Annotated in this window: 20 protein-coding genes; 6 read left to right on the forward strand and 14 right to left on the reverse strand. The window is 45.2% G+C overall.

Annotated elements, in window-relative coordinates; translation table 11 throughout:
• The first annotated feature begins 123 nt into the window (after positions 1–123).
• Entirely contained in the window at positions 124–1,353 is a 1,230-nt protein-coding gene (sstT, locus tag MP3633_RS01070; RefSeq protein WP_176334119.1) for a serine/threonine transporter SstT, read from the forward strand.
• Positions 1,354–1,429: 76 nt separating this feature from the next.
• On the opposite strand, the gene MP3633_RS01075 is transcribed toward sstT, so the two are convergent.
• On the reverse strand, positions 1,430–3,079 hold the full coding sequence (locus MP3633_RS01075; protein WP_217909033.1) for a methyl-accepting chemotaxis protein: 1,650 nt from the start codon (positions 3,077–3,079) through the stop codon (positions 1,430–1,432).
• Positions 3,080–3,292: 213 nt separating this feature from the next.
• Between MP3633_RS01075 and MP3633_RS01080 the strand changes: the two genes are divergently transcribed.
• The gene (locus MP3633_RS01080) at positions 3,293–4,531 is read left to right on the forward strand and encodes an MFS transporter (RefSeq protein WP_176334120.1); all 1,239 of its coding nucleotides are present in this window, start codon (positions 3,293–3,295) and stop codon (positions 4,529–4,531) included.
• 113 nt (positions 4,532–4,644) lie between these two features.
• Complete coding sequence (locus MP3633_RS01085; protein ID WP_176334121.1) at positions 4,645–5,163, forward strand: glycine cleavage system transcriptional repressor; 519 nt, start codon at positions 4,645–4,647, stop codon at positions 5,161–5,163.
• A 22-nt stretch (positions 5,164–5,185) separates the two neighbouring features.
• Here MP3633_RS01085 and MP3633_RS01090 read toward each other — a convergent pair whose 3' ends face one another.
• The 4 genes from MP3633_RS01090 to MP3633_RS01105 form a co-directional block, all read right to left on the reverse strand.
• Complete coding sequence (locus MP3633_RS01090) at positions 5,186–6,739, reverse strand: cryptochrome/photolyase family protein (protein ID WP_176334122.1); 1,554 nt, start codon at positions 6,737–6,739, stop codon at positions 5,186–5,188.
• A gap of 10 nt (positions 6,740–6,749) precedes the next feature.
• Entirely contained in the window at positions 6,750–8,264 is a 1,515-nt protein-coding gene (locus MP3633_RS01095; protein ID WP_244959755.1) for a cryptochrome/deoxyribodipyrimidine photo-lyase family protein, read from the reverse strand.
• Positions 8,243–9,565, reverse strand: a complete 1,323-nt coding sequence (locus MP3633_RS01100) for a DASH family cryptochrome (protein ID WP_244959757.1) — start codon at positions 9,563–9,565, stop codon at positions 8,243–8,245. The genes MP3633_RS01095 and MP3633_RS01100 overlap by 22 nt, the downstream gene beginning before the upstream one ends.
• 78 nt (positions 9,566–9,643) lie before the next feature.
• Positions 9,644–10,531 carry a LysR family transcriptional regulator gene (locus tag MP3633_RS01105; protein WP_176334124.1) on the reverse strand — a complete coding sequence of 296 codons (888 nt, stop codon included), beginning with the start codon at positions 10,529–10,531 and terminating at the stop codon, positions 9,644–9,646.
• A gap of 110 nt (positions 10,532–10,641) precedes the next feature.
• On the opposite strand from MP3633_RS01105, the gene MP3633_RS01110 reads away from it, so the two are divergent.
• The 3 genes from MP3633_RS01110 to MP3633_RS01120 all read left to right on the forward strand — a co-directional run bounded on the left by MP3633_RS01110 (position 10,642) and on the right by MP3633_RS01120 (position 12,798).
• Positions 10,642–11,820, forward strand: coding sequence for an FAD-dependent monooxygenase (locus MP3633_RS01110; protein WP_176334125.1), 1,179 nt, complete (start codon positions 10,642–10,644; stop codon positions 11,818–11,820).
• A 96-nt stretch (positions 11,821–11,916) separates the two neighbouring features.
• Positions 11,917–12,342, forward strand: a complete 426-nt coding sequence (locus MP3633_RS01115; RefSeq protein ID WP_176334126.1) for a VOC family protein — start codon at positions 11,917–11,919, stop codon at positions 12,340–12,342.
• A 114-nt stretch (positions 12,343–12,456) separates the two neighbouring features.
• Complete coding sequence (locus MP3633_RS01120; RefSeq protein ID WP_112135616.1) at positions 12,457–12,798, forward strand: zinc ribbon domain-containing protein YjdM; 342 nt, start codon at positions 12,457–12,459, stop codon at positions 12,796–12,798.
• Positions 12,799–13,029: 231 nt separating this feature from the next.
• Here the strand turns inward: MP3633_RS01120 and ahpF are convergent, their stop codons facing one another.
• The 9 genes from ahpF to MP3633_RS01165 form a co-directional block, all read right to left on the reverse strand.
• On the reverse strand, positions 13,030–14,577 hold the full coding sequence (gene ahpF, locus MP3633_RS01125) for an alkyl hydroperoxide reductase subunit F (protein ID WP_176334127.1): 1,548 nt from the start codon (positions 14,575–14,577) through the stop codon (positions 13,030–13,032).
• 125 nt (positions 14,578–14,702) lie between these two features.
• Complete coding sequence (gene ahpC / locus MP3633_RS01130) at positions 14,703–15,260, reverse strand: alkyl hydroperoxide reductase subunit C (protein WP_176334128.1); 558 nt, start codon at positions 15,258–15,260, stop codon at positions 14,703–14,705.
• A 139-nt stretch (positions 15,261–15,399) separates the two neighbouring features.
• Positions 15,400–16,461: a response regulator gene (locus MP3633_RS01135; protein WP_176334129.1), complete on the reverse strand. Its 1,062-nt coding sequence runs from the start codon at positions 16,459–16,461 to the stop codon at positions 15,400–15,402.
• Positions 16,462–16,473: 12 nt separating this feature from the next.
• The gene (locus MP3633_RS01140) at positions 16,474–20,340 is read right to left on the reverse strand and encodes a response regulator (protein ID WP_176334130.1); all 3,867 of its coding nucleotides are present in this window, start codon (positions 20,338–20,340) and stop codon (positions 16,474–16,476) included.
• A 1-nt stretch (position 20,341) separates the two neighbouring features.
• On the reverse strand, positions 20,342–21,535 hold the full coding sequence (locus MP3633_RS01145; protein WP_176334131.1) for an ABC transporter substrate-binding protein: 1,194 nt from the start codon (positions 21,533–21,535) through the stop codon (positions 20,342–20,344).
• On the reverse strand, positions 21,532–22,737 hold the full coding sequence (locus MP3633_RS01150; protein WP_176334132.1) for a PAS domain-containing protein: 1,206 nt from the start codon (positions 22,735–22,737) through the stop codon (positions 21,532–21,534). The genes MP3633_RS01145 and MP3633_RS01150 overlap by 4 nt, the downstream gene beginning before the upstream one ends.
• Before the next feature lie 175 nt (positions 22,738–22,912).
• A complete protein-coding gene (locus MP3633_RS01155) occupies positions 22,913–23,836 on the reverse strand; it encodes a 5-oxoprolinase subunit C family protein (protein ID WP_176334133.1) in 924 nt (307 codons plus the stop codon).
• Positions 23,826–24,530 carry a 5-oxoprolinase subunit PxpB gene (gene pxpB / locus MP3633_RS01160; RefSeq protein WP_112135599.1) on the reverse strand — a complete coding sequence of 235 codons (705 nt, stop codon included), beginning with the start codon at positions 24,528–24,530 and terminating at the stop codon, positions 23,826–23,828. The genes MP3633_RS01155 and pxpB overlap by 11 nt, the downstream gene beginning before the upstream one ends.
• A gap of 3 nt (positions 24,531–24,533) precedes the next feature.
• Positions 24,534–25,301: a 5-oxoprolinase subunit PxpA gene (locus MP3633_RS01165; RefSeq protein WP_176334134.1), complete on the reverse strand. Its 768-nt coding sequence runs from the start codon at positions 25,299–25,301 to the stop codon at positions 24,534–24,536.
• Positions 25,302–25,316 lie beyond the last annotated feature (15 nt).

Below are 25,316 nucleotides of genomic sequence, written 5' to 3' on the forward strand. Positions count from 1 at the left end.
TCTAAAAGATGGTGTCTACTGTATTCGCTACTATTACAGTATTAATAATGCCCCAAAATGGTTCATTTTTACGGTGGTATGCAGTAAGGTGCTTTTTCGAAAATTTCAATGGACCCTTTTCTCATGACGTTTCATTCTAAACCATCGTTATTGCAGCGCTATATGCGCGGCAGTTTAGTGCTACAAATAGCCATTGGTATCCTCTGTGGTGTTGTGTTGGCCTATGTTTCTCCGAGCATGGCGTTGTCTACTAATTTGCTGGGCGGTTTTTTTGTAAAGGCACTCAAAGCAATCGCGCCGATTCTCGTGTTTTTACTGGTAATAGCCTCTATTGCTAATCATAAACAAGCTCAGCAAAGCCATATTCGTCCTGTGCTTATCTTGTACATAGCTGGCACCTTTGTGGCGGCCTTAACGGCAGTGGTATTCAGTTTTGTGTTCCCCACTCAACTGAGTCTGGTTGCGCCCGACTTAAGCCAGAGCGCGCCGCAGGGCATTGGTGAAGTGTTGCGCACCTTGGTGTTCAAAATGGTCGACAATCCGGTCAATGCACTTGTGCAGGGAAATTATGTTGGCATTTTAACGTGGGCGGTCGGCTTTGGTTTGGGTTTACGTCATGCTTCTGAAGCAACGAAGGTTGTGCTTCAGAATCTTGCGAGCAGTGTGACCCGTATTGTATCGGTGATTATTCGGTTAGCGCCCTTTGGTATTTTTGGGTTGGTTGCCAGCACTATCGCCGAAACAGGTTTTGGAGCATTGCTTGGTTATTCTCACTTATTGGCGGTATTGATTGGCGCGATGTTGTTTATCGCTCTGGTTACTAATCCGTTATTGGTTTTTTGGAAAATTCGCCGTAATCCTTACCCTTTGGTGTTTAAGTGCTTGAAAGAAAGTGGCGTAACGGCGTTTTTTACGCGTAGCTCTGCGGCAAACATTCCGGTTAACTTAGATTTGTGTCAGCGTTTAGAGCTGGATGAGGATACCTATTCCGTTTCTATTCCACTTGGCGCCACGATTAATATGGCGGGTGCGGCGATTACCATTACCGTTTTAACCTTAGCGGCGGTGAATACATTAGGTATTTCATTGGATTTTGGTACAGCGTTATTGCTTAGTATTATTGCGGCGGTATCGGCATGTGGTGCATCGGGTGTTGCTGGTGGCTCTTTATTGTTGATTCCATTAGCGTGTAGCTTGTTCAATATTCCTAATGAGATCGCGATGCAAGTTGTTGCGGTTGGTTTTATTATTGGGGTCTTACAGGACTCGGCTGAAACCGCATTGAACAGTTCGACGGATGTATTATTTACGGCGGCGGCTTGTCTTGCAGACGATAAAAATAAGTTAACCTAGGGTCGTAATATTGGTAAAAAAAAAGGGAAGCATGCGCTTCCCTTTTTTGTTTTTAACGATCCGTCTAGCAATGGATTTACAATTTGAACTGGGTAACCAGCTTATCCAGTTGAGAAGACAATTTTTGCAGGTTGGTACTAGAGGCGGTTAGTTCATCCGCGATTTCAGACGTTTCGGTCGTCAGTTGATTGATCTCTTCGACGTTTTTGCTCATGTCGTTCACTACAAGAGACTGCTCTTCTGTCGCCGTAGCCACTTGAATGTTCATGTCACTAATCTTACCGATGTGCGTTGTGATTTGCTCAAGTGATGTGTTGGCTTCGTTCGCTTGTGTCACAACGGTGTTGCTCTGATCTTGACCTGTTTGAATGGTGGCGACTGTTTTCGATGATTGCTCTTGCAGTTTGTCGATCATTTTCTGAATTTCGTTGGTGGACTCAGCTGAACGACTTGCAAGATTACGAACTTCATCCGCAACGACGGCAAACCCTCGACCTTGTTCGCCAGCACGCGCCGCTTCAATCGCCGCGTTTAGTGCGAGTAAGTTAGTTTGTTCTGAAATACTGCGAATCGTATCCAAAATGCTACCGATCGAATCGGTTTGTGTGGCCAATGAACCAATGTCAGTACTGATGTGCTGTATTTCAGTAGAGAGCGCAGTGACACCTTTACGAGCTCGTGCAACTAACTCTGCTCCGTGATGAGCTTGCTTATCGGCTTCTTGGGCTGCTTTTGCGGCGTGTGACGCGTTTTCTGCAATGTTCTCTACCGTTACGCCCATTTCATGAATGGCCGTGGCGATCTGAGTAGTACGATCGCGTTCGTTTAGGCAGTTGTTGTGAGTTGCCTTCGCTTTCGCCGCAACATCATTTGCTGTGTGAGCAAGCTGACGAGAGTTCTCTGCAACATCTTCAATTGCCGTGCGTACTTTGGTTATGAATTGGTTAAAATGCAGAGCGATATCGCTTAACTCATCTTTACCATCCAGTATCATCATATTACCAAGGTCAAGTTTGTCACTGGCACTTGAAATGTGTTGCTGTAGATAGGAGACTCGTTGGCTAAGACGACGTAACATTAACCACGCTAAGAAAATAGAAAGCGACAGTGCGACGATGATCAACGTCAACATTTCTGTTCGGCTGGTCTCATAACTTTCCTGACTCTTCGCGTAGTTTTGCTCACCCTGAGTTAATAGATCGTCAAGAATGGCGTTAACCGCTTTACGCATGACGCCGTAGCTGGCAGCGTATTTTGATTTGTATATTTCTTGCGCCGTTGCTAGATCATTTTTCTCTAGAGCGGCAAGCATTGGTGTTAGTTCGTCTCTTTTAACTTTCGCAAAAATATCGATGATCTTTTGTACATCAGCGCGTATTTTTGGGTTTACTTGAGCATTTAGGGCTTGTTTCAACGCATCATCCATTTCAGGAATGTCTTCTGCACGCGTTTCTTTTACGCGTGTTAATACACCTTTTTTATCCTGCATTGCTGGAATTTCTTGTAGCAGCATCACATCGATACCGACCCGCATACGCGGTATACGAGACGCAACTTCGGCTAGCGATCGCATCGGAGCGCTGGTGTTTTCAGCGAGTTTTTTGGTTTGTTGTTGAGCATTTGCAAGACCGTATAAACCGGCCCAACCGACCAGAACTAATACAAGGCATGGCAATGCAATTACGAACAAGAACTGTGCTTTCAGAGACATTTTGTTGAAGATCACGATTGGCTACCTGCTTGTGATGGTTCTATTGTGACATTAAAGTGAATCTTTAATAATTCTATAGGTTTACAGCATAAAATTTGTGTATTTATTTTACAAGAAAGTTTGTTTAATAAGCACCTTTTATTGTGTCCCCGTATTATGTTATCACACGATAAATGACGCTTTTAGGTTATGTAAGAACATGTTATTGAGCAATCGAAGGAGTTTGAGTTGAGTCGACCATTTCGATCCTTATCAAATCCAAACTATCGGCTTTGGTTTGGTGGTGCGTTTATTTCTAATATTGGCGCTTGGCTACAGCGTACAGCGCAAGATTGGATCGTGATTGCCGAGTTGTCTGATCAAAATGCCTCAGCGGTTGGTTTTGTGGTCTTTTTGCAATTTGCCCCCCAAATTCTTCTTTTGCCTATCACTGGCTGGGCGGCGGATCGCATGGAGCGTCGTAAGTTGCTTTTTATTACTCAGTCTTTGATGGCCATGTTGGCCTTGATATTAGGTTTGCTGGTGCTGAGCGGACAGGTGGAATATTGGCAAGTATGCGTTTGCGCCTTCGCTTTGGGTTGTGTTGCCGCATTTGATGCGCCAGCTCGCCATGCTTTTGTTTCCGATCTTGTCAGTGAAAAAGAACTGTCGAATGCGGTCGGCTTAAATTCTGTGGCGTTTAATAGTGCTCGGTTAGTTGGGCCTGCAATCGCTGGGATATTGATCGCTTTGATCGGAACCGGCTGGGTATTTATGATCAATGTGCTGTCTTTTATTCCGCTATTGTTTGCTTTGTATCTGTTTAAAAAACGTTTATCTATCGTGGCGCCCAACACGAGCAAGGCAACGCCGGATGTCGCAAAATTTTTAGATGGCTTTCGTTATATTTGGCAGTACAAAGAAATGACAGTGATCCTCGTTATGTCATTTCTAATTTGCAGTTTAGGTATGAATTTTTCGGTGTATTTGTCTGCTATGACAGTGCATGTTTTCCAAGGCCATGCAGATCAATATGGTTTCTTGATCTCCATGATGGCCATTGGTTCTATTTCGGGTGCTATGGTCACCGCAAGCCGACGGTCTTCCCCTTCTTTTCGTTCGATGATCTATGTCGCCGCACTGTTTTCAGTAAGCTGCTTTTTAGTGTCTATTAGCGCATCATTTTGGTCGTTTGCTGTTTTATTGATTCTACTCGGATTGAGTTTGCAGCTGTTCACAACATCGACCGTATCTTACATGCAAGTGGCCACAGAAAAACGCTATCGTGGTCGAGTGATGGCGGTAGTATTAGCCACAGCAATGGGCAGTACTGCATTAGGCGCACCATTAGTGGGTTGGGTAGCGGATACTCTTGGGGCGCGATGGTCAATCGGCATGGGCGGTGTTTCTGGTCTTATTGCGACGGCGTTGGGTTTTTGGTTTCTTCATACGCAGACAAAAGCTGAGCGAAAAGAGAGTGTCTCTTAGCTTGGCTCTCTGGGTGAATTGCAGTAGTCTAGATTTGATATAACGCTGATTTTATTGTCGCGTGAAGCGGTTAATTCTTTTACATAATTCTAAAAATATTGATGGAGAATCCTATGTCGCAGCATCTTGTCTTGAGCTTTATTGGAGAAGACCGCCCAGGTCTTGTCGAACGCCTATCCGATACCATTTCCCGCCATCATGGTAATTGGCTAGAAAGTAGAATGGCACATTTGGCGGATAAATTTGCCGGTATCCTGACCCTGTCTGTGCCGTTAGAACATCAAGAGGCCTTGATCAATGCGCTACGAAACTTCGAAAAACTGGGCTTGCATGTCACGGTAGAAGCGGCGAATCAGAGTGTTTCTGAAGGGTCAACTTTGTCTTTGTCTGTTGTTGGAAATGACCGACCAGGTATTGTTAAAGAAGTGTCTCAAGTACTGCACTCTCTTATGGTTAACGTGAAAGAACTCACCACTTCATGCGAACCTGCGCCGATGAGCTCTGATATGCTATTCAAAACCGAAATGGTCTTATCGGTACCAAAAAACCTGTCATTGCCTGAGTTGGAAGCCGCTTTAGAAAATATTAGTAGTGATTTGATTGTCGAGTTATCCGTTAATCAATTTGCGTAGGCGGTGGTTTCTTAGTCTACAGTTACAGTGTTTCTATGTTGTCCAAACACCATTCTGCTCTTTGTAAAACGGCGTGCTTTTGCGCGTCGTCTTGTTTGTCCCAGTTACCATAAATCATACCAATACGTGGGTTCTTTGCGAGGCGCTCGCGGTGTTTGACCATGAAGTGCCAGTAAAGGCTATTAAGAGGGCAAGCTTGCTCGCCTGTTTTTTCTTTTACCTTATAATGGCATGAGCCACAATAATCGCTCATTTTATGAATATAATTGCCACTGGCTGCATAGGGTTTGGAGGCAATCCAACCCCCATCGGCAAATTGACTCATGCCTCGTGTATTGGGCAACTCCACCCATTCCAACGCATCGATATAAATCCCCAAATACCATTCATCGACTTGTTTTGGCTGTATCTCAGTCAATAAGCAAAAGTTACCTGTCACCATAAGCCGCTGTATATGATGCGCGTAGGCGTAATCGAGTGATTGTCCAATGGCGCTGGAAAGACAATGCATCTTGGTGTCACCACTCCAAAAAAACGCGGGTAAATCTCGCTCTGCTTGTAACGCATTTTGTTCTTTGTAATCGGGCATGTTGATCCAATACATGCCGCGAACGTATTCGCGCCACCCCAGTATTTGACGAACAAAGCCTTCTATCTGAGCGATGTCGATGTCGTCGTTTTCGTGATAAGCGGTGATGGCGAATTTTATGACGTGCTTCGGGTTGATCAGTTTGCTGTTTAAAGCAAAGGACAGACGCGAGTGGTACAAGCTCCAACTGTGTGGGGTTTGGCTTGTCATTGAATCTTGAAAGCGCCCAAAGTTCGGCAATAAATGCTCGCAAAAATACGCTAATAAATTCAGCGCATCTTGGCGTGTAACGGGCCAAAGCAAGTCAGGCTCTGCACGACCAATAGACGCAATATCGTGACGCTCAATACGTTCGAGCAAATGACGCACGTTGTGTTGAAAGCACAAAGGCGCTGGAATGGCGTTCAGGTCTTTCGTTTTTAATTTATTCCGATTGGCGCTGTCGTAGTTCCATTGCCCCCCTTCTGGCTGGCCATCGACGTCCATCAATATGTTGAAGCGCTGGCGCATTTTTCGATAAAAATTTTCCATGCGTACGCTGTGCTGAGGTTTAAAATTTTGCGAAATATCATCGAATGGCAATAAGAAATGTTCGCTGTCGACCACTCTGACGCTGTGCTTTGTCGTATTGGATTCAAGTGATCGATATTGTTGTAAAACACGATATTCATCCGGCCGTTGCAGTTCAATAGTCGTTACTTTGTGTTTGACGGCCTGCGTAAGAATGACCGTTTCTAAGCTTTGGTTTTTGGTCTCGTCTAGCGTTAGGTAACACACTTGGTGGTTTGCGCTTTTAAGCGCGTTAGCAAAATACTCCATGGCGAGAAAAAAAGCGCACAGCTTTTGAATGTGATGTTTTACGTACGTTGCTTCGGGATGTAATTCGGCGATTAAATATAAAATTCCCTGATCGTTTTCACGAAACCAAGAATGCGCGGCGTTTAATTGATCGCCAAGAATCACACGTAGTGTGTGGTACTGACTCATAATGATTTCCTTAGAGTTTTTTTGATGAGCGAGGCTTGCTCTTTAATCGAACGTGAGTTGCCAAAATACGCCGCTTTTCTTGTTTTACATTAGGTTGTTGACGGTAGCCCCACAAGCGATCTCGAGCCGCTTTGCTCGCTTCAGCAAGGGAGACAATAGGCGCTGGATAATCTTTGCCAATCTGGCATTGATACAACATTTCTTCCATGGGTGTGATCTCCCAGGGTGCGTGAATGAGAGGGGCCGGTACCTCGCTTAGTTCTGGCACCCAGCGTCGGATAAACTCGCCCTCAGGGTCTTGATCTTGTGCTTGTTTTACGGGGTTATAAATACGGATAGTATTTGTCCCCGTGATTCCGGCTTGCATTTGAAACTGTGGATAATGAATCCCTGGCTCGAAGTCTAGGAAAAGTCGTGCCAGATGGTGTACACCTAAACGCCAATCAATGTTCAAGTGGTGACATAGAAAACTGACTAACATGGCGCGCATACGAAAATTCATATACCCCGTTGCCTGTAATGCCCGCATGCAAGCATCTATCATGGGGTATCCTGTCATACCTTTGCTCCATGCCTGCAAATCTAATGGGACTTGATCGTCTTGGCGATAAGGAAATTGCGCATAACCACTGTTTACTGCTTGGAATTCCATACTGCATTCGCTCTCGAATTTTTGCATAAAATGGCAATGCCAGTGCAAGCGCGAACTGAGGGCGATAAGGGTACGCCGCCAGCCTTTTGTTTCCCAGTGCAATAGAAGGTCTTGGTAGACCTCCCTTAAGCTAATATTTCCCCAAGTCAAATAAGGGGAAAGACGAGTACAAGCCGATCGGCTGGTCAGTGGACTGGATATAGATCGGTAATAATCTTTGCCGCGGCCTGCATAGAAGCTTTCTAATGTTTGCCACGCCAGTGTCGATCCACCGGTTTGTATGCCCTTTCTAAACTGCTTCCAAGCCTCTGGAATGCGTGGTTCTGTAATGGTTACGTTATGCCATAAAATGTTATTTAGATCGATGTCGACAATGGGCGCACGCATTGTCTTTTGCCATTTTTGATCCCAGCTTTCTCTGGTTTTCAGGGGTCGAATGATGGCGCCCGTTGGCGATTCATGCCAATCGACGCCTTGTTGCCAACACCATTTTTTAATGTTGATGTCTCGTTGGAATGTAACGCCTAGACCAATTTCTTCGCTGCTCAACAATATGTCAAATTGAGTGTCTTTGTGCAGTACTTCAAGTGCGGTTTGTGCATCGTTTACCATGATATGAACTTGGCCGTTATACTCTGCAAGTTGGCGATTCATGTCTTCCAGAGACTGCCAGACAAACCGCCAATGACGTTCATCATAATGAGGATCAGACAGCAGAATAGGCTCAAAAATATACAGCAGAATCATCGGTCTATTCTGCTGTATTGCTTGAGTTAACGGAGCATGATCGGTTAGGCGTAAGTCGCGCTTCAACCAAACGATAACAGGCTTTCGGGTATCATTCGTTTTCATTAATGCGGGGAAATCGGCCAATCTGCTGCGTCGACCGAGTCCAGTTGTTCATCGAATTCATGGCCTTGCCATTTCTTAATAAAATGCTGATTCGGATCGTATTGCTCGGTTTGTTTTTCTAGGTTGAAATGACGACCGCCTTTTGGGTCTGCGCCAACGCCTGCAATGTATTGCCAGTTTCCCCAGTTTGAACCTACGTCATAATCAATCAACTGCTCTTCAAAATAGGCGGCGCCATAACGCCAGTCGATGCCTAATTCGTAGATTAAACAGCTTGCGACAATCTGACGCCCCCTATTACTCATAAAGCCGGTTTTGTTTAACTGTTTCATACAGGCGTTTACGATCGGATAGGGCGTGTTGCCTTGGCTCCATTTACGAAAGCGTTCAGCGTAGAAACTGGTTTGTGTCTGCTTGTTAGACAAACCACCGGGCAAGAAAAGTTTTTTACCATAACAGGTTGCATACCAATGAAAGTACTCTCTCCACAACAGCTCAAAGTAAATCCAGTACGTCGATTCATTGGCGCCGTTGTCGCGCTCGTAAACGTCTAAACAGGCTTTAATTTGCTTGGCTGATAGACTGCCTTGCGCTAGCCAAGGCGACAATTTCGTGGAGTTTTCCCAACCGTCTAAGGCATTTCGTACCTCTTTATAGTTACGAGGAAGGTCGGTTGCAAAGTAATCGCTTAGTTGTTGTTGAGCAGCTTCTTCACCACCCACAAAAGTATGAAATCCTTGAATAGGCTCTACTTGCCAAGGGCGAATAAGAGGCAAGTTTAGATTAGGAGCAGGCGGCAGTTCACGGACAATAGGCATTGGTGACGCAATATCAATGTTTTCGACCAAACGTCGGAAGGTCGAAAAAGACGCCGGCAGGGCAGTTACTTGAAAAGGCAGCTGCCATGGTTCAAATAACGTTAAGCCATGGTCGATATGAAAATGCACATCCGGAAAATCATTGGCAACTTGTCTTAATGTTTGTTGCTCGTCCCAACCGCCATGATGATTGCGATAAATATGGGAAATCGGCAACGCATTTAAAAGTAATGTAATACTGGTGGCCGCGTCATGTTGACTGACAAACAAGCTTTGCTCTAGGCTTTCCAGATGCATGGCTAAATCGTCAAGTCCTTCTAATAGAAAGTCACGACGAATCGTCGACATACCCTGAGTGGCGTAACGACTGGGGTGTTTTACGTGAGGCTCGTCACAGTACAAACACACTAACTGGTCGACTTCTTGTGCTGCTCGCCACAGCATTTTTTGGTCTGTACTGCGCAGATCATTACCAAACCAAATGAGCCCCAATTTCATTGCCATACCTCTTCATTACTATTGCTTCAATTAATACTGATACGCATTGAAGAGGATATTGGTTTAGATCGTTTCCTAACGTGTTTAAATTTTCTCGAAATGTAGGTGATCAAGCAGCGCTTTGACCTTTCTAGCCGAGTGTTTGTGTCTTCCTGAATAAGCGTACAGCACAAGGTCTTCTGGTGTTTTATCAAAGGTTAAGGCGATGAGCTTGCCTTGTTGAATGTCCGCATGGCAGATTTGTTGAGGAAGAATGGCAAAACCAAGTCCAGACAAGGCGGCTTCTTTTGCTATGTGCGCGCTGTTTACTCGGTACTGTGATGTGACATGAATCGCACTGGTTTGTTTGCCGTTTTTAAACACCCAAGGTGAGCCACTCAGCGCGCTTAAGCTGGTAATACAAGGTAAATTGACCAGATTTTCTAACGACAAGTGACCTTCATAACGCGTCACTAATTCTGGTGTCGCGACTACAACACTGGGCCAACGCATTAGTTCGGTGGCGACCCAGTCCGAATCATCAAGACCACCACGCCCGAATTGCAGTACCACATCGAAGCCGTCGAGCAGACCTTTTGTTGGTACCAAACCCGTGTCACAACTTAAGGTAAGATCGGGATAGCGGGCACAAAAAGAAGCCAGTTGTTTCGCTAAAATAGGCAAATCTGGCATGATAACGCGAAGGTGACCAGATACTTCTTGACCCTGTTTACAAATACCCTCTAAACCCTCATCCAATGCGGCCAACAGAGGTAGAATTTGATCGTATAACGTTTGTCCTGCTTCCGTTGGCGACATACGCCGCGTGGTCCTTTCTAATAAACGTACGTTGAGCGTTTCTTCTAGTAAAGCAACATGTCGGCTGACATTGGATGACGGCAAACCGAGCGTCTCGGCCGCCTGTTTAAAGCTACGGCGTTCGAATACAGATTGAAAACTGAGTAGCCAAGGAAGTTCTATTTTCTCAATCATAATTCACTCAATTAATGGGTTTATTAATCCAATAGTCCCATATTTATCACATGACGTGATTGATGAATACTGAGCCCTCTTCTAATCAATGAGATGACTTGAGTATGACTATGACGGCAAAAAAACGAATCGCGATTATCGGCGCGGGTGTAGCGGGCATGGCGTTCGCGATACTCGCCGCAAGGCAAGGCCATTTTGTTAATGTGTTTGAGCGTCGGCCACAGGTAGGCAGTGAATTGGGGGCGGGTGTGACCTTATGGCCAAATGCCAGTTTCGTGCTTAAGCAAATGGGCTTGTTAGATGACATTGTTAAGGTGTCTGGTAAACCAAAAAGTATGGTGCGATTTGATCAGTATTCTAGTGAGCAGCTCAATGAGCCGTTCCGCGAAAAAAGTCGGCTGGTGATCCACGAAATTAATCGACAGGCCCAGTATGAAACCTACAGTATTCTGCGTCGAGATTTGATGGAAATCCTGTTTGATGCCTTGCAAAAAACGCAGGCACGTATCCATTTTTCTCATCCTATTCAAGCGGAAGAGTTGGCTCAATTGAAAGCCGAATACGATCTTGTGATCGGCGCCGGCGGACGTATGCATTCCGCCGCTCGACAGAACATTATCGCCGTATTGAGTACTGAACTGCCTGTCGACAATGAAGCAATTTATCAAGGCTTTATCAACGTGATAGGTATTACCCAATCGCCTTTAACGCTTATCGACAAAGGCGTCATTCAGGATTATTGGGGTGATGGAGAGCGCTTTGGAATCGTCCCCATAAACGACAAAACCTGCTACTGGGCGGCGGGTTGGGCATCTTCACCCAAAAGAAAAAGTGACCAGCCTTTTACTCAAGAAGACCTAATTCAGCGTTTTCAGCATTGGCCAAAGCCAGTGACCGACGTGTTACAACAGTCACAAAGTGGATCGATTAACACCATTTATGTTCACGATATAAATCCTATTACTTCTTGGCACAACGGCAATGTATTACTGATCGGTGACGCTGCCCATGCGGCATTGCCCACGTCAGGACAAGGCGCATGCCAAGCGTTAGAAGACGCATGGACGTTAGCTCAGTTATTATTAAAACACGATGATATCGATGTTGTGCTCCAACAGTTTCAAGCAAAACGTATCGATAAAACCACGGCCATACAGCGCACTGGCCGTCATATTGCTCAGACTATTTTCCACACCAAACCGTCAGAAAGAGCCGTTGATGGTTCAATCTCTCAAACGCCAAGCCATACCATTGCGAATTTTTGGATGTCGGGACTGACTCCCTCTTAGCGTACGAGTCCACCGTTTTTCGATAGAAGCGTGTTTAAAGCGCTTTGGCTCCTTCATAATTGGACAATATGTCAATCATAGGAAATGGAAAACACCATGAAGCAGAATATTGTTCATATCGCACTGGTTGTGAAAGATTACGACGACGCCATTGATTTTTACGTCAATAAGCTAAAATTCGACTTGGTTGAAGACACGTATCAGCCAGAACAGGATAAACGTTGGGTTGTGGTTGCACCGCCAAATTCCACTGGTGCTTCCATTTTATTAGCTCGCGCATCTAAACCTGAACAGCACAGTTTCATTGGCAATCAAGCGGGCGGACGTGTCTTTTTGTTCCTCAATACGGACGACTTTTGGCGAGATTATGAACGCATGATCGACATCGGCATTCACTTTGTGCGCGAGCCAAAAGAACAAGATTACGGCTGGGTTGCCGTATTTGAAGACTTATATGGCAACCTTTGGGACTTGTTACAGCTTAATCCTGATCATCCAATGGCGATCAGAATAGACGCGTAAAAAGGTGTGGAAACGTGGGCAAGAAAGTATTTTTTATCACAGGTCAAAAACCACAGTGAAAATAAGGGTATAATGCGCCAAATTTTCCCATATACGCCAAAGGTAGTGATAACTATGAGTCTTCCTAATTGCCCACAATGTAACTCCACTTACGTGTACGAAGATCAAACCATGTTGATTTGCCCAGAGTGCGCACACGAGTGGAACCCCAACGAAGTCGTTGTTGACGAAGATGCTTTGATTATCAAAGACATGAGCGGCAAACTATTACAAGAAGGCGACAAAGTGACCTTGGCAAAAGACCTAAAAGTAAAAGGTTCTTCTCAAGTCCTAAAAATCGGCACCAAAGCGACCATCAAACGTCTAGTTGACGGCGACCACGATATTGACTGTAAAGTCGACGGCGCGGGCGACATGATGCTGAAATCCCAGTTCGTCAAAAAAGCTTCTGCATAGCGTTTAAAAAAGAATTTAATATGTTCAATAAAAACAGGGTGTTTTACGTTTGACGCTCGTCAGCGTAATTACCCTGTTTTTTTATGTCGAAGAAGTAATACTTGAGCGGTAGTTTTGTAACGTAGAAAGTAAAAAAAACCACCCTCTAGGTAAGCCAGAGGGCGGTTAAAAAGAATAGCGTGCGTCGGTAAGAATAAGGGGATTCTACTAACATGTTTTGCGCAGTTCTGTTTAGTTACGAATCAAGTAATCAAACGCGCCAAGGGCTGCGGTTGCACCACCGCCCATGGAGATGATGATTTGCTTGTAAGGTGTTGTCGTTACGTCACCGGCGGCAAACACACCTGGAATCGATGTTTGGCCGTGTGCGTTGATGACGATTTCGCCTCTGTTAGTCAGTTTCAGTGTGTCTTTTAGGAACTCGCTGTTTGGCACCAAGCCGATTTGAACAAAGATCCCAGCAACGTCAACAAGGTGTGACTCATCGGTTAAGCGGTCTGTGTATTTTAGGCCGATAACCCGTTGACCATCACCGATGACTTCGGTTGTCATGGCGTTTTTGATGATGGTGATGTTTGGCAAAGAGTTGGCTTTTTTCACCAATACGGCATCCGCACGTAATGTGTCACCAAACTCAAGAACGGTCACGTGTTCTACGATACCGGCAAGGTCTATCGCGGCTTCGATACCGGAATTACCACCACCAATAACCGCAGTTTTCTTGCCTTTGAACAATGGGCCATCGCAGTGTGGGCAGTAAGCGACACCTTTGCCTCGGTATTCTTGTTCACCTGGTACGTTCATTTCTCTCCAGCGTGCACCAGTGGCTAAGATGACGGTTTTACTTTTTAGTATTGCACCGTTTTCTAGTTCGATTTCAACGAATTCTTTTTTCTCAAGACGAACCGCTTTTTGCGTTTTCATCAGGTCAACGTCGTAATCTAAAACGTGTTGTTCAAGACCCGCGACCAATTTTGGACCGTCGGTGGCTTTCATAGAAATGAAGTTTTCAATCGCCATGGTGTCAGCCACTTGACCACCAAAACGTTCTGCCACGACACCCGTACGTATGCCTTTACGAGCCGCATAAATGGCCGCCGCCGCGCCAGCTGGGCCACCACCGACGACAAGTACATCGTAAGGGGCTTTTTCAGACAAGGCCGTTGCCTGTTTGTTGGCTGCGCCTGTGTCTACTTTGTTGAGGATTTCGTCTAGGGTCATGCGACCTTGGCCGAATAATTCGCCGTTTAAATAAACGGATGGCACTGCCATGATTTCGCGTTTTTCGACTTCATCTTGGAACAAGGCGCCATCGATCATGGTGGCGGTGATTTTAGGGTTAAGCACCGCCATTAAGTTGACGGCTTGCACAACGTCTGGACAGTTGTGGCAAGAGAGGGAAATGTACACCTCAAAGTTTAATTCTATGTCCAAGCCTTTGATTTGCTCAAGCGTTGCTGGAGCGGCTTTGGATGGGTGACCACCTGCTTGCAATAATGCCAATACCAAAGAGGTAAATTCGTGGCCCATTGGAATGCCAGCAAAACGAACACGAGGCACTTGCCCTAGTGGACCAATCGCCATTTGTGGTGCACGACCCGCTGAATTTTCGTTGACAGACAAGGTGATTTTGTCGCTTTTCATCTCGGTAATTTCACGAGCTAAGCTAAGTAATTCTTCTGCTTTTGCAGAACCATTCGTAGACACAGTAATTTCAATCGGATTAACGATATTTTGTAGGTATGTGCCCAACTGTTGTTTGATGTTTGCTTCTAACATGATGTAAACCCCGTTTTCTGATTGAGTAATGTACTGTGTTTAAAGGTTGTGATGTGCGGGGCGGTGGATTGGCTCCTTCTAGGAGAAGGAGCCAAGACCTATTTCAGGTCTAACCAACCGTTAGCTTAGATTTTGCCGACTAGGTCTAGAGAAGGGGCAAGAGTGGCTTCGCCTTCTTTCCATTTCGCTGGGCAAACTTCACCTGGGTGAGCCGCGACATATTGTGCAGCTTTCACTTTGCGCATTAGATCTTCTGCGTCACGACCAATACCTTCCGCTGTGATTTCCATTGCTTGGATAATGCCTTCTGGATCGACCAAGAAAGTCGCACGATCTGCAAGGCCTTGGCCTTCACGCATCACGCCAAAGTTGTTGGTGATCTTGCCTGATTGGTCGCCTACCATGAAGTAGTTGATTTTGCCGATGGTTTCAGAGCTGTCATGCCACGCTTTATGAGTGAAATGAGTGTCAGTAGAAACAGAGAAGACTTCAACGCCACGTGCTTGAAGGTCTGCGTAATGATCCGCAACGTCACCCAGTTCTGTAGGGCAAACAAACGTGAAGTCAGCTGGGTAGAAGAAGAAGATAGACCATTTTCCTAATACGTCTTTTTCAGAAATTTCTACGAATTCGCCCGTTTTAAAAGCGGTTGCATTGAATGGTTTGATTTGAGTGTTGATCATGGTGTATCTCCTAATAAGTGTTTGTGTTTGCGTTACCAACAAAACACATACTAAGGAAAAATGATCGATTGATGAAATTGTTGTTTTCTAATGTTTCGATTGTCTAAAGCTATGACTTGGTTTTATCAATACGATTTCACTATTCGTCTGGATACTGTTTTCGAACGTCAAGAATTTTTGTGGTGATACCTTCCATTAAGGGTGTGAGGCTTGGGTCAAAATGAGACCCAGAGTTATCTTGAATATAGGCCAGTGACTCTTCTAGTGACCATGCTTCTTTGTACGGGCGCTTAGACATCAGTGCATCCAGCACATCCGCAATCGCCACAATGCGGCCTTCGATGGGAATCTCTTCGCCTTTTAAACCATTGGGGTAACCGCTGCCATCCCACTTTTCATGATGGGTTAGGGCAATGGTTTTCGCTATTTTTAGCATAGGATCATCGTCATCAGAAAAAATCTCTCCGCCAAAAATGGTATGACGTTTCATGATTTCCCATTCATCCGGTGTGAGCTTGCCCGGTTTTAATAAAATGGAATCAGGAATGCCTATTTTACCAACGTCATGCATGGGCGCCGCGAGGAAAATTTTCCTCACCCAATCGTCATTACCACCGTAGGCTTTTGCAATAAAACGAGTGTAGTGACTCATGCGAATAACATGCGCCCCCGTTTCATTGTCTCGGTATTCAACGGCTTGGCCTAAATGATGGATGATTCTTAATTGGCTGGCTTCGAGCGCTTGGGTGCGTTCGGCGACTTTTTTCTGTAGTTGTCTGTTTTGGTCGTATAGCGCGATGTGCGTTCGGACTCGAGCTCGCACAATCGGTGGGCTGATGGGTTTAATAATGTAATCCACCGCACCCATTGCAAAGCCGCGTTCTTCGTCTTTGATGTCGTGTTTTGCGGTCACGAAAATGACAGGGATTTTTGCTGTCATTGGGCTTTCTTTTAGGCGTTTGCAGACCTCGTAGCCATCCATGTCGGGCATCATGACATCCAACAGAATAATGTCTGGACGTGGATTCGTCGCGGCAATCGCCAAGGCCTTTAAGCCATTAAGTGCGACTTTTATGGTGTATTCATCAGACAATGAGGCAACCAATACATCGATGTTTTGTGGTGTGTCATCAACAATCAAAAGCGTGGGTTTGTCTAGCGATGGTTCAATGGTACCGTGTTCAAATTTTGTGTCTGTCATGATCATTACAGCTCAAGGCCCTTCCAAATACGGTTTAAGTAGAGTGAAATGTTCGATTGCCAAATCAAAGTCATACACATTCAGTGCGGAAATTAGCTTCGTCATGTGTTTATGCGTTTGGCGGTCTTTCATATGAGGAAGCAACTCTTCAGCAATCGTGAGTGCTTCCGCAAAATGGTCGTCTAGATAAGTCTTTAATGTGTTTAGTTTTTCTTGTAACGCTATTGCGTCAATCGCCGGCACAGTTTGAGCATCGCTTTCCGTAGTTTTATCGCTCTCTTTAGTGATGTCCTGCCAATGTTGTAATGCTTTTAGAGTGAGGTTCAAATCACTTTCTACTAAAAACAGTATAGGTGAAATATCATTTTTTGCGTCATCAAGCGCTTTTTCCAATTTGCCTGATGAGGTTTCCAGTGCCGTCATGCCCAATGTGCCTGCGACGCCTTTTAAGGTATGAGCGTGTCGCGTGGCCGCCAACGGATCTTGGTTGTCTAGATAAGTACGACACTCCTGAATGAAGTTCGTTTGAGTGGCTAAAAAACGTTTCAACAATCGAATGTAGAGGGTGCTGGTTTGTGTTCTTGCGAGCCCTAGTTCGGTGTCAATGATTGGACTGTTGGGGAATAAATTGCGCTTCGTGTGGCGCGTCGCAGCGATTGTTTTTTGAGCCATAGAATACGGCGTCACCTTAATCCATTTGAGTAGGGTGGCAAACATGGTTTCCAAATGAATTGGCTTGGCGATGTGATCGTCCATACCCGCGTCTTCAGCTTGTTTAATGTCATTTAGCATCACATTCGCGGTCATGGCAATGATGGGCGTGTCATCGTATTCAGGCAGAGTTCGAATGTGACGCGTTGCGGTATAACCATCCATAATCGGCATTTGGCAATCCATTAATATGCAGTCAAAACGTCCAGGTTTAAGCATGTCTATGGCTTCTTGGCCATGGTTTGCTGTGGTGACTTTAATGCCATATTTGGACAAAATTTCGACGGCGAGTTCTTGGTTTATTTCATTGTCTTCTACTAATAATACGTTTGCGCCCTCAAGCTGACACAACAACGTAGTGTCAGCTTGGCAGTCGTTTTGGCTGATGATATGTTGGGATTTAGGGCCGCAGACCTTGATGATTTCATCAAACAAACTGGAGGTCGTAACGGGTTTGGTCAAGTAGCCTGCAATGGGAAGGTTGGCGCCCGCAGTACGAGCTTCTTCTTGCCCATACGCCGTGACCATGATCAAGGTCAGCGTGGACTCGTCGGGTATTTTTTCCAAAATAGCTTTGCAGGTTTCTATGCCGTCGAGATCCGGCATTTTCCAGTCAATTAGCATGAGTGGATAAGGTTGAGAACTGCCTTTAAGAGACTCAATATAACGGACAGCTTCTTGTCCACTGCTGCAACTATGATAGTCAAAACCAAGCGCTTTCACATTGGCCTGCAATACTTCTCTTGCCGTGTCATTGTCATCCACAATGAGCACTTGTTTAAAGGCGGTTTTGTCATCAAATGAATAATCAACTGGTGTGTTTTCGCAATGCTGAAAACACACCGTAAAATTAAATGTGCTGCCTTTGCCTTCTTCACTTTCGACCCAAATACTGCCGCCCATTAACTCAATCAGGCGCTTAGAAATGGCGAGCCCCAACCCTGTGCCACCAAATCGTCGGGTGGTCGACGTATCTGCTTGAGAAAAAGATTGAAAGAGCTTGTCTTGTTGTTCTTTACTGATACCGATGCCTGTGTCTTGTACCGAGAAATGAATGATGTGTTCATCAGAGCTTTGTTTGAAAGGCAAAATGCGCAGGACAATTTCACCTTTTTGGGTGAATTTAACCGCGTTGTTGCCAAGGTTGAGTAATATTTGACGCAACCTTGTCGAATCCCCAATGAGTTTTTCGGGAATATCAGGGTGCATATCAATGATGAGCTCTAGTTCTTTTTCTTCGACTTTTAGCTCTAAAATGGTCGCCGCATCATCGACGACGTTTTGTAATGTGAAGGGCACATTTTCAATGTCCATTTTGCGCGCTTCGATTTTTGAAAAGTCCAAAATGTCATTGATAATGTTCAGCAAGGATTCCGCCGAATAACTGACTTTTTCAATGTAATTACGTTGCTTACTGTCCAGATCCGTTTGAAGTGCAAGAGACGACATGCCAATGATCGAGTTCATTGGTGTGCGAATTTCATGGCTCATGTTGGCGAGGAATTCACTTTTCGCCAAGTTTGCGTTCTCGGCGATTTCTTTGGCCGCTTGTAATTCTCGAGTTTGTTTTTCTATCTCCGTTTCCAATTGAACTTTGTAGTGAGTGAGAGATTGTTGTGACATATAGCGTTCGGTCACGTCTCGCCAAGTAATAATGGCGGCGGGTTTATTATCAAAAACAATCGATAAAATGGTCATGTCGGCATAGATCAGTTCGCCATCCGTCCGCTGGAAGACCCACTCGGTGAGCGTGTGGCCTTTGAGCGCCGCTTCTTCCAAATGGTCTTCTAAACTGAGTATGGAGTTCGCGCCATCCGCTTGAGTGACAGGCGACAGACGATTCAACTCTGTACCGAGCAATTTCCCCACCGTTGGGTATTGAAGCGTAGTAATAGCGGCCTGATTGCACTCCACCATTTTTTTGTCGACTAATATCCAAGCTGGATCGGGTGTGATTTCGAATATAGAACGAAAGCGTTCTTCACTTTCTACGAACCCTGATAATTGGCGCGTCATTTTACGAGAAATGGCCCACGCCAATAACAGCAGAATGACGATGCCGATGGCGCTGATCCAGATGATGCGTAATCTCACATCGGTGAGCTGATCACCGATTTCTTGTTCTAACTCCTTGGAGTTGGATTGTACAAATTCGCCAATTTGGTCCAAGAACCTCGGCAATGGCAGAAAAATAGATTCCAGCTGGTTATTGAGTTCTGTTTTCCCTTGGCCGATTAATCGCAGCTCTAACCGCTCCTTAAACAAGCCACCTGCTCCCAATCGAATGACTTGGTCATTTTGGTCAAATATATAGTTTGTACCAAATAAGGTTTCCCCAAGCGCGTGACGTTCGTCTTGCAGCATCTTGGCGGCTTCAGGGTAAGTCTTGGCGGTTTCAGCGATGACATAATCCAAACGATCCAAAGAGGACTTCATTTGATTGTCTTTGAGATCGATGATGGTATTGAGAGAATCTGAGTGAACAATCACGCTCACCGCGAGCTCAAGCGTGGTCACGTCTTCCATGGCGGTATTAAGCGCGGATTCTAACCTAGCCAAACGCAGTGTTAAATACTGCTTGGCCAGTGTGTCTCTTTCAGCATTTTTTGACGTGTTGTATTGGTAGATTAACGCGTTTTCTTTTAGCCTCGCTTTGCCTGTCATGGAATAAATAAGCTGCTTCAAATTGTCCAAATGAGCCAGTGTTTTGCCTTGTGTATTAGTGGTTTCTTTTTTCGTGAGGTAGCGGGATTTGTATATGTACCAGCGGTTAATTCTGCTGGTCAGCGCTTGGATTTCTTGACCACTGTTTTCCAGTTGAGATGTGATATTGGAGATTTCTGTGTTGCCCGTCGAGGCGCTGTGAAGGGCGAGAACAGCCGCTTGATAGCGCTGCACATTGCTCCGGTCTTCCGACATTTCGTTTGAACCGTCAAATAACGCTTGGCGAAGACGATTTTTTTGAGCCGGTACTATTTCCCTAATTTCTGCGGTGGCATCGAGTAATAGTGACTGCTTTGCTCTTAGACTTTGTCGTTGTTGTGACAGCTCTTGCAACGTGGCCGTTAGGATGACTGCGCCAATAATAGATGAGATTAAGGCAACAGCAGTGAGTAACCATATGAGTGGCGCGATAGATAAAGGACGTTTTTTTAAGGCTTTCATCATATTAGTCCGTTAGGTCTCGATTGGAATGAGAGGGTGTCATGCTGTGTTCTGCACCCATATCTTTACTGAATCCGTTGCCAATAAGTTGTATCCATAATCGCTGTTTGTTCTGATTAAAAAACTGCAGTATCGATTCGCTTTGGTTGTATTTGTTGTCTTCGGCGAGCTGTTTCAAACTGGTTTCAATGGCTTGGCTCGTGGGCATGCCTTTTAGCGGCAAAAGGGCTTGTTCAACCACCAATGCATTGATGTAGCTTTCAAATTGTATTGTGGTGGGCGGCAATGTATCGCCTGATTTCGCCATGTCTTCGATAAATTGTTTCACCAACGGAGAATCCGACTGTGTTAACGGCGGTACCGTTTTCGAGATGATGATATTGCAGGACGTATTTTTTGTGCGCAGTGATATCGCTTCTAAACCGGAGAGAGACAAGGTCGCATAGAGTGGGTGAATGTCAAATTGCGCGAGGCGCTCAATGATATTGCTGGTGGTTTCATAAGTGCTGACCATAATAATGGCCTTTGGTATTGGGAACACGCCCAAGATATCAGCCACCACATGATCGACCTCTGTGTTATTTCGGGGGTGTCGAATCTGTAATACAGACGTTGGGTCTTTTAGTCCCGCTTGAGATAACGCCTGCATGGCGCTGCTTAATCCTGCATCACCATAACTGTCCTTTTGGGCGAAAATTGCAATTTCATCCGGACGGATGTTGTATATCTTTGTCAACGTATTGATTAAAAAATACACTTCATCAGTATAGCTTGCTCTTACATTGAAAATGAACGGTGCGGCGCGTTCTGCACGAAGTGATTTCGCGCCCGAAAGCGGTGTAATCAGTGGAATGCCGTATTTTGCTAATGTATCCAGTGTAGCCAGATTAGTGGGCGTTCCAATACTCCCGATCAAGGCTTTCACGCCAACATTTTCAATTAACCTTTCGACTTGAGGTACCGTTTTACTCGGCTCATATTGATCGTCTAAGGGAAATAAAGACACTCGATAATTCAATTCTCCACGATTATTAATGCGTTCAAAACCTAACCGTATGCCTCTTACTGCTTCGTTGCCGAGGAACGCATTCTGTCCTGTTAACGGACCGGTAAAACCAAAGCGCAGCTCGTCAGCGTACGCTTGACCTATTAAGCAAGAGAAAAACAGGGTGATATAAAGAGTCAGACGTCGAATCATGAGCGCTCGTCATTCTTCTTAAGGTCAACTGGCTGGCTGTTTGCAATGTGTTGATAGAAACCAATCATCCCGAGGATTTTTTGTTCTGAGAACTGTTCTGAAGACCATAAAGGCAGTTTGCTTTTAATCACCCATTCACAGGTATTGTTGTGCAGTAAAATGTTTTCTTTGAAGTCGTGTTGTCCTTTACCAGATTCCATTACTGATCGGTCATCTGCCATGGTTAACTGCGCTCGTTTTTGCCACGAAAACTCATCGTCTTTGTGACCGATCAGTGTGTCCATGTCGCAGCCCATATCTTGTAAGTAAAGACGATTAGCACCAAGGTAAGCGCCTTCTTTATCTTTCCAAAAAATTCGCAATGGAAGGCTATCAAGCACTGCCTGTTGTTGATGCTGCGTTTCTTTTAGATGAAGGGTGTAACTTTCTATTATCTCGGATTGGTCTTCAATCAATTGTTCATTGTTTTCTTGCTGTTTACTGAGGCTCCCAAACTGGCGTTTATTAAATCGAGAACTCACCCGGCTCATTCGCAAAATTCGTATGACACTGAGCATGACATCGTCGACTTCGTTTTTTGATTTTTTCTCAAACATTAAGCCGATGGGCGTTGTTGATTCATTGAAATCATTGTCTTTCAGGCTATCTAGCTGCGATGAAATGTGTGACAAGCGAGACGTTATCTTTTTATGCATAAAGACCGTAATAAACGCCAGTAAGATAGTCCAAATGCAAACAAATAAAAGGATAAGGTTCTTTTTTAGCTGGCCTAAGTGACTGTCTTGGAACTCAGTATTGACGGATAAATAGAATTGGCCGATGGTTTCTTTTGAGTTAATACTTTGGTAGATCGGCGCTTGAAGCGACCAGTTATTCGTCGGCGTGGTTAGTTTACTTTCTTCAATGATGACGCCGTTATCAAATTGCGCTTTTACGGCATCAATGCCGTCATGGCGTAACAAAGAAAGAAAGTACGGCTGCAAACTCTGTTCATCTAAATACTGATAGCTGTAGGTAAATATTAACGAGTATTCAGACATCAATTGCTGAAAGTACGTTTGTCTTTCTTGTTTTACCAAGAGGCTTTGCTCGTGAGTGATCCAATAGACAAAGAAAGTTGAGGTCGTTACGGCGATAATCAACAGCCAAATGAGTGCTTGAGGAAGCAGTTTTCCTGCGGTTTTTAAAGGGAGCTTAACCATCTACAATCATTCTCATTGTTATTTTTTTATTAGAGACACTAAAACCACGCATTTGCGTGGTTGAGTGTTACTTAATCAGTTTAGGATAATAAAGAGGGGGGGGAGTCTGGAATTTTGTAAGAAAGTGTTACGGTTAGTGACACACGGTTAACATTTCAGCGGGTTCATTTATTCGCTAGCGCCATTGAGCAAGACGCGCCATTTGCAGGTGACGTTCTTGCTCGGCTTGATCCACCGTAATCGGCGTGAATTGAATAATATCCCCTGGCTTTTGTTGCGCAAGAATGCCGCCGCCGACTCGCGTCACACAGCCCATTTTTGGGTAACCGCCAATGGTTTGTCTGTCGCGTAGTAACACAATCGGCTGGCCGTCTTTCGGGATCTGAATCGCACCATACGCAATGCCTTCCGAAATAATGCCTTTAAGCTCCGTGTGAACGGCTTTGCCTTCCAGTCGATAACCCATTCGATCCGAATTTGATGACACTGTGTAGTCGCTGGAGAAGAAATTAGCGCGCTCTAAAGACGAGAAGGATTGATATTGGTAGCCCAAAATCACCGGGATTTCTTTATTGCCATAATTTGGAATAGCCAAACGAGGGACGGCGCGTTGTTGGTGATCATGGCTCGTATGATAGCTAAGTGAATCGCCTTTTTTCAGCTTGTCACCTTTACTTGTTAAGCCACCAATTTTTTCACGCATGACGGTCGCTACGCTGCCTAATGTGGGTTCACAAAGGAACCCGCCTTTTACCGCGAGGTACGCTCGTAATCCCCAAACAGGTTGATGAAACGCCAGAATGTCGCCTTTTTTGATGGCGTAAGTTTGCCAAGGCGGAATACTTTTATCGTTCAGTGTTGCTCCAAGATCTGCACCTGTGATGGCGATGCTGGTATTGGCTTGTGCTTCTAAGGTGAACATACCGAAGGTGATTTCAATCTGCGCGCTATTGGGGTCGTTATCGAGTAGTGCATTGCCCCAGCGAAACGCCACTTCATCCATCGGGCCGCCAGTGGTTAAGCCAATAGACTGATGACCGTGACGGCCTAAATCTTGAACTAAGGCCAATAAACCGGGTTTGATTACTTTAAAAGCCATCGAGCTGACCTCCTTGTACTAAGAACTCATCTCGAGAAATTGACTCGAATCGTACAGAATCGCCCATCGCAATCAGGGCGAGGTTTTTACTGCCCCAATCAATCAAATTAATGGGGGTGCGGCCAATAATTTGCCAACCACCCGGTGTCACACTGGGGTAAACCGCCGTTTGGTTTTCCGCAATGGCCACACTACCAATGGGTACTTTTAATCGTGGTGTGGTTTTTCTTGGTACATGCAGTTCATCGGGCGTATTGCCTAAAAAGGCGAAGCCCGGCGTGAAGCCGATCGCGTAGGCGCGATAAACTGTTTCACTGTGGCGTTTAATGATCTCTTCCATGCTGAGCTGACAATGCTTTGCTACGTCTTCCATATCTGGGCCAACTTCTTGGCCGTAATACACTGGAATCACTACTTCACGGCTGTCGATTAGGGAAACGTTGTTTGGATCAATGGCCTCTATGGTCTGGCGAATGGCTTTAAAAATGGCAAAACGATCGTAATGATCATCATCAAAAACAACCAATAAGGTGGTGTAAGACGGCACCAAATCCACAATGCCAGCAAGGTTTTTTAGGTTCTGCGTCACTTGGGCAATGTAGTTTGAGGTCGCTTCGCTAATAACGTGACTAAAGGTCAGTAAGCAAGCCTGATTACTGACCATGTCAATGTTCGGAAAATCTGCATGGCTCATGGTTTATTTCGCGCTTGTCTTACTTGGAGGATTAAGTTTAAGTCGATCGACCAGCGTACGAATGCGCGTGACAGCATCCAAGGCGTGAGCGCCGTCGCCGTGTACGCAGATGGTGTCCGCATGAATGGCAAGCTGTTTGCCCGATGCCGTGGTGAGCGTGCCTGTTTCGCATAACTGCTCGACTTGTCTTTCAATCAGGTCAAAGCTGGCATGAACCGCGTTGGGTTCTTTGCGTGGCATAAGACGCCCTTCGTCTGTGTACAAACGATCAGAGAAGGCTTCAAACCAAATGGTGAGGCCGTATTTCTTAGCCATTTTTTTAATTTCAGGTGCTTCTGGAACGGCCATTACCATCAAGATTAATGTGGCGTCTAACTCGCTTACCGCCTGCATTACCGTTTCTAATACCGTGAAATCCGCCATCATGGTGTTGTACAAAGCACCATGAGGTTTCACGTAATCCACTTGGGTGTTTTGGCTTTCACAAAGGCCTTTTAGCGCGCCAATTTGGTATTGAATGATTGCTTTTAACTCGGCTGGTGCAATGTCCATATTACGTCGGCCAAAGCCGACCAAATCTGGATAAGCCGGATGTGCGCCAATGGTTACATTGTGTTGTTTGGCTAAGGCAACGGTTTTCGCCATGGTTAATGGGTCGGACGCGTGAAAGCCGCAGGCAATGTTGGCTTGATCCACAAAGGGCATAATTTTATCATCTAAGCCCATTGTCCAAGCGCCAAATGCTTCGCCCATATCGCAATTTAATTTCATGTTTGATTCCTCTTG

The organism is Marinomonas primoryensis (assembly GCF_013372285.1).
GTDB lineage: Bacteria > Pseudomonadota > Gammaproteobacteria > Pseudomonadales > Marinomonadaceae > Marinomonas > Marinomonas primoryensis.

Excerpts from the sequence above, each read along its gene's own strand:
- MP3633_RS01135 (WP_176334129.1), bottom strand. The coding sequence starts at position 16,461 with ATGACAGACACAAAATTTGAACACGGTACCATTGAACCATCGCTAGAC.
- MP3633_RS01115 (WP_176334126.1), top strand. The coding sequence starts at position 11,917 with ATGAAGCAGAATATTGTTCATATCGCACTGGTTGTGAAAGATTACGAC.
- MP3633_RS01145 (WP_176334131.1), bottom strand. The coding sequence starts at position 21,535 with ATGATTCGACGTCTGACTCTTTATATCACCCTGTTTTTCTCTTGCTTA.
- MP3633_RS01105 (WP_176334124.1), bottom strand. The coding sequence starts at position 10,531 with ATGATTGAGAAAATAGAACTTCCTTGGCTACTCAGTTTTCAATCTGTA.
- pxpB (WP_112135599.1), bottom strand. The coding sequence starts at position 24,530 with ATGAGCCATGCAGATTTTCCGAACATTGACATGGTCAGTAATCAGGCT.
- MP3633_RS01110 (WP_176334125.1), top strand. The coding sequence starts at position 10,642 with ATGACGGCAAAAAAACGAATCGCGATTATCGGCGCGGGTGTAGCGGGC.
- MP3633_RS01155 (WP_176334133.1), bottom strand. The coding sequence starts at position 23,836 with ATGGCTTTTAAAGTAATCAAACCCGGTTTATTGGCCTTAGTTCAAGAT.
- MP3633_RS01165 (WP_176334134.1), bottom strand. The coding sequence starts at position 25,301 with ATGAAATTAAATTGCGATATGGGCGAAGCATTTGGCGCTTGGACAATG.
- ahpC (WP_176334128.1), bottom strand. The coding sequence starts at position 15,260 with ATGATCAACACTCAAATCAAACCATTCAATGCAACCGCTTTTAAAACG.
- sstT (WP_176334119.1), top strand. The coding sequence starts at position 124 with ATGACGTTTCATTCTAAACCATCGTTATTGCAGCGCTATATGCGCGGC.
- MP3633_RS01120 (WP_112135616.1), top strand. The coding sequence starts at position 12,457 with ATGAGTCTTCCTAATTGCCCACAATGTAACTCCACTTACGTGTACGAA.
- MP3633_RS01085 (WP_176334121.1), top strand. The coding sequence starts at position 4,645 with ATGTCGCAGCATCTTGTCTTGAGCTTTATTGGAGAAGACCGCCCAGGT.
- MP3633_RS01150 (WP_176334132.1), bottom strand. The coding sequence starts at position 22,737 with ATGGTTAAGCTCCCTTTAAAAACCGCAGGAAAACTGCTTCCTCAAGCA.
- MP3633_RS01100 (WP_244959757.1), bottom strand. The coding sequence starts at position 9,565 with ATGGCAATGAAATTGGGGCTCATTTGGTTTGGTAATGATCTGCGCAGT.
- MP3633_RS01090 (WP_176334122.1), bottom strand. The coding sequence starts at position 6,739 with ATGAGTCAGTACCACACACTACGTGTGATTCTTGGCGATCAATTAAAC.
- ahpF (WP_176334127.1), bottom strand. The coding sequence starts at position 14,577 with ATGTTAGAAGCAAACATCAAACAACAGTTGGGCACATACCTACAAAAT.
- MP3633_RS01140 (WP_176334130.1), bottom strand. The coding sequence starts at position 20,340 with ATGATGAAAGCCTTAAAAAAACGTCCTTTATCTATCGCGCCACTCATA.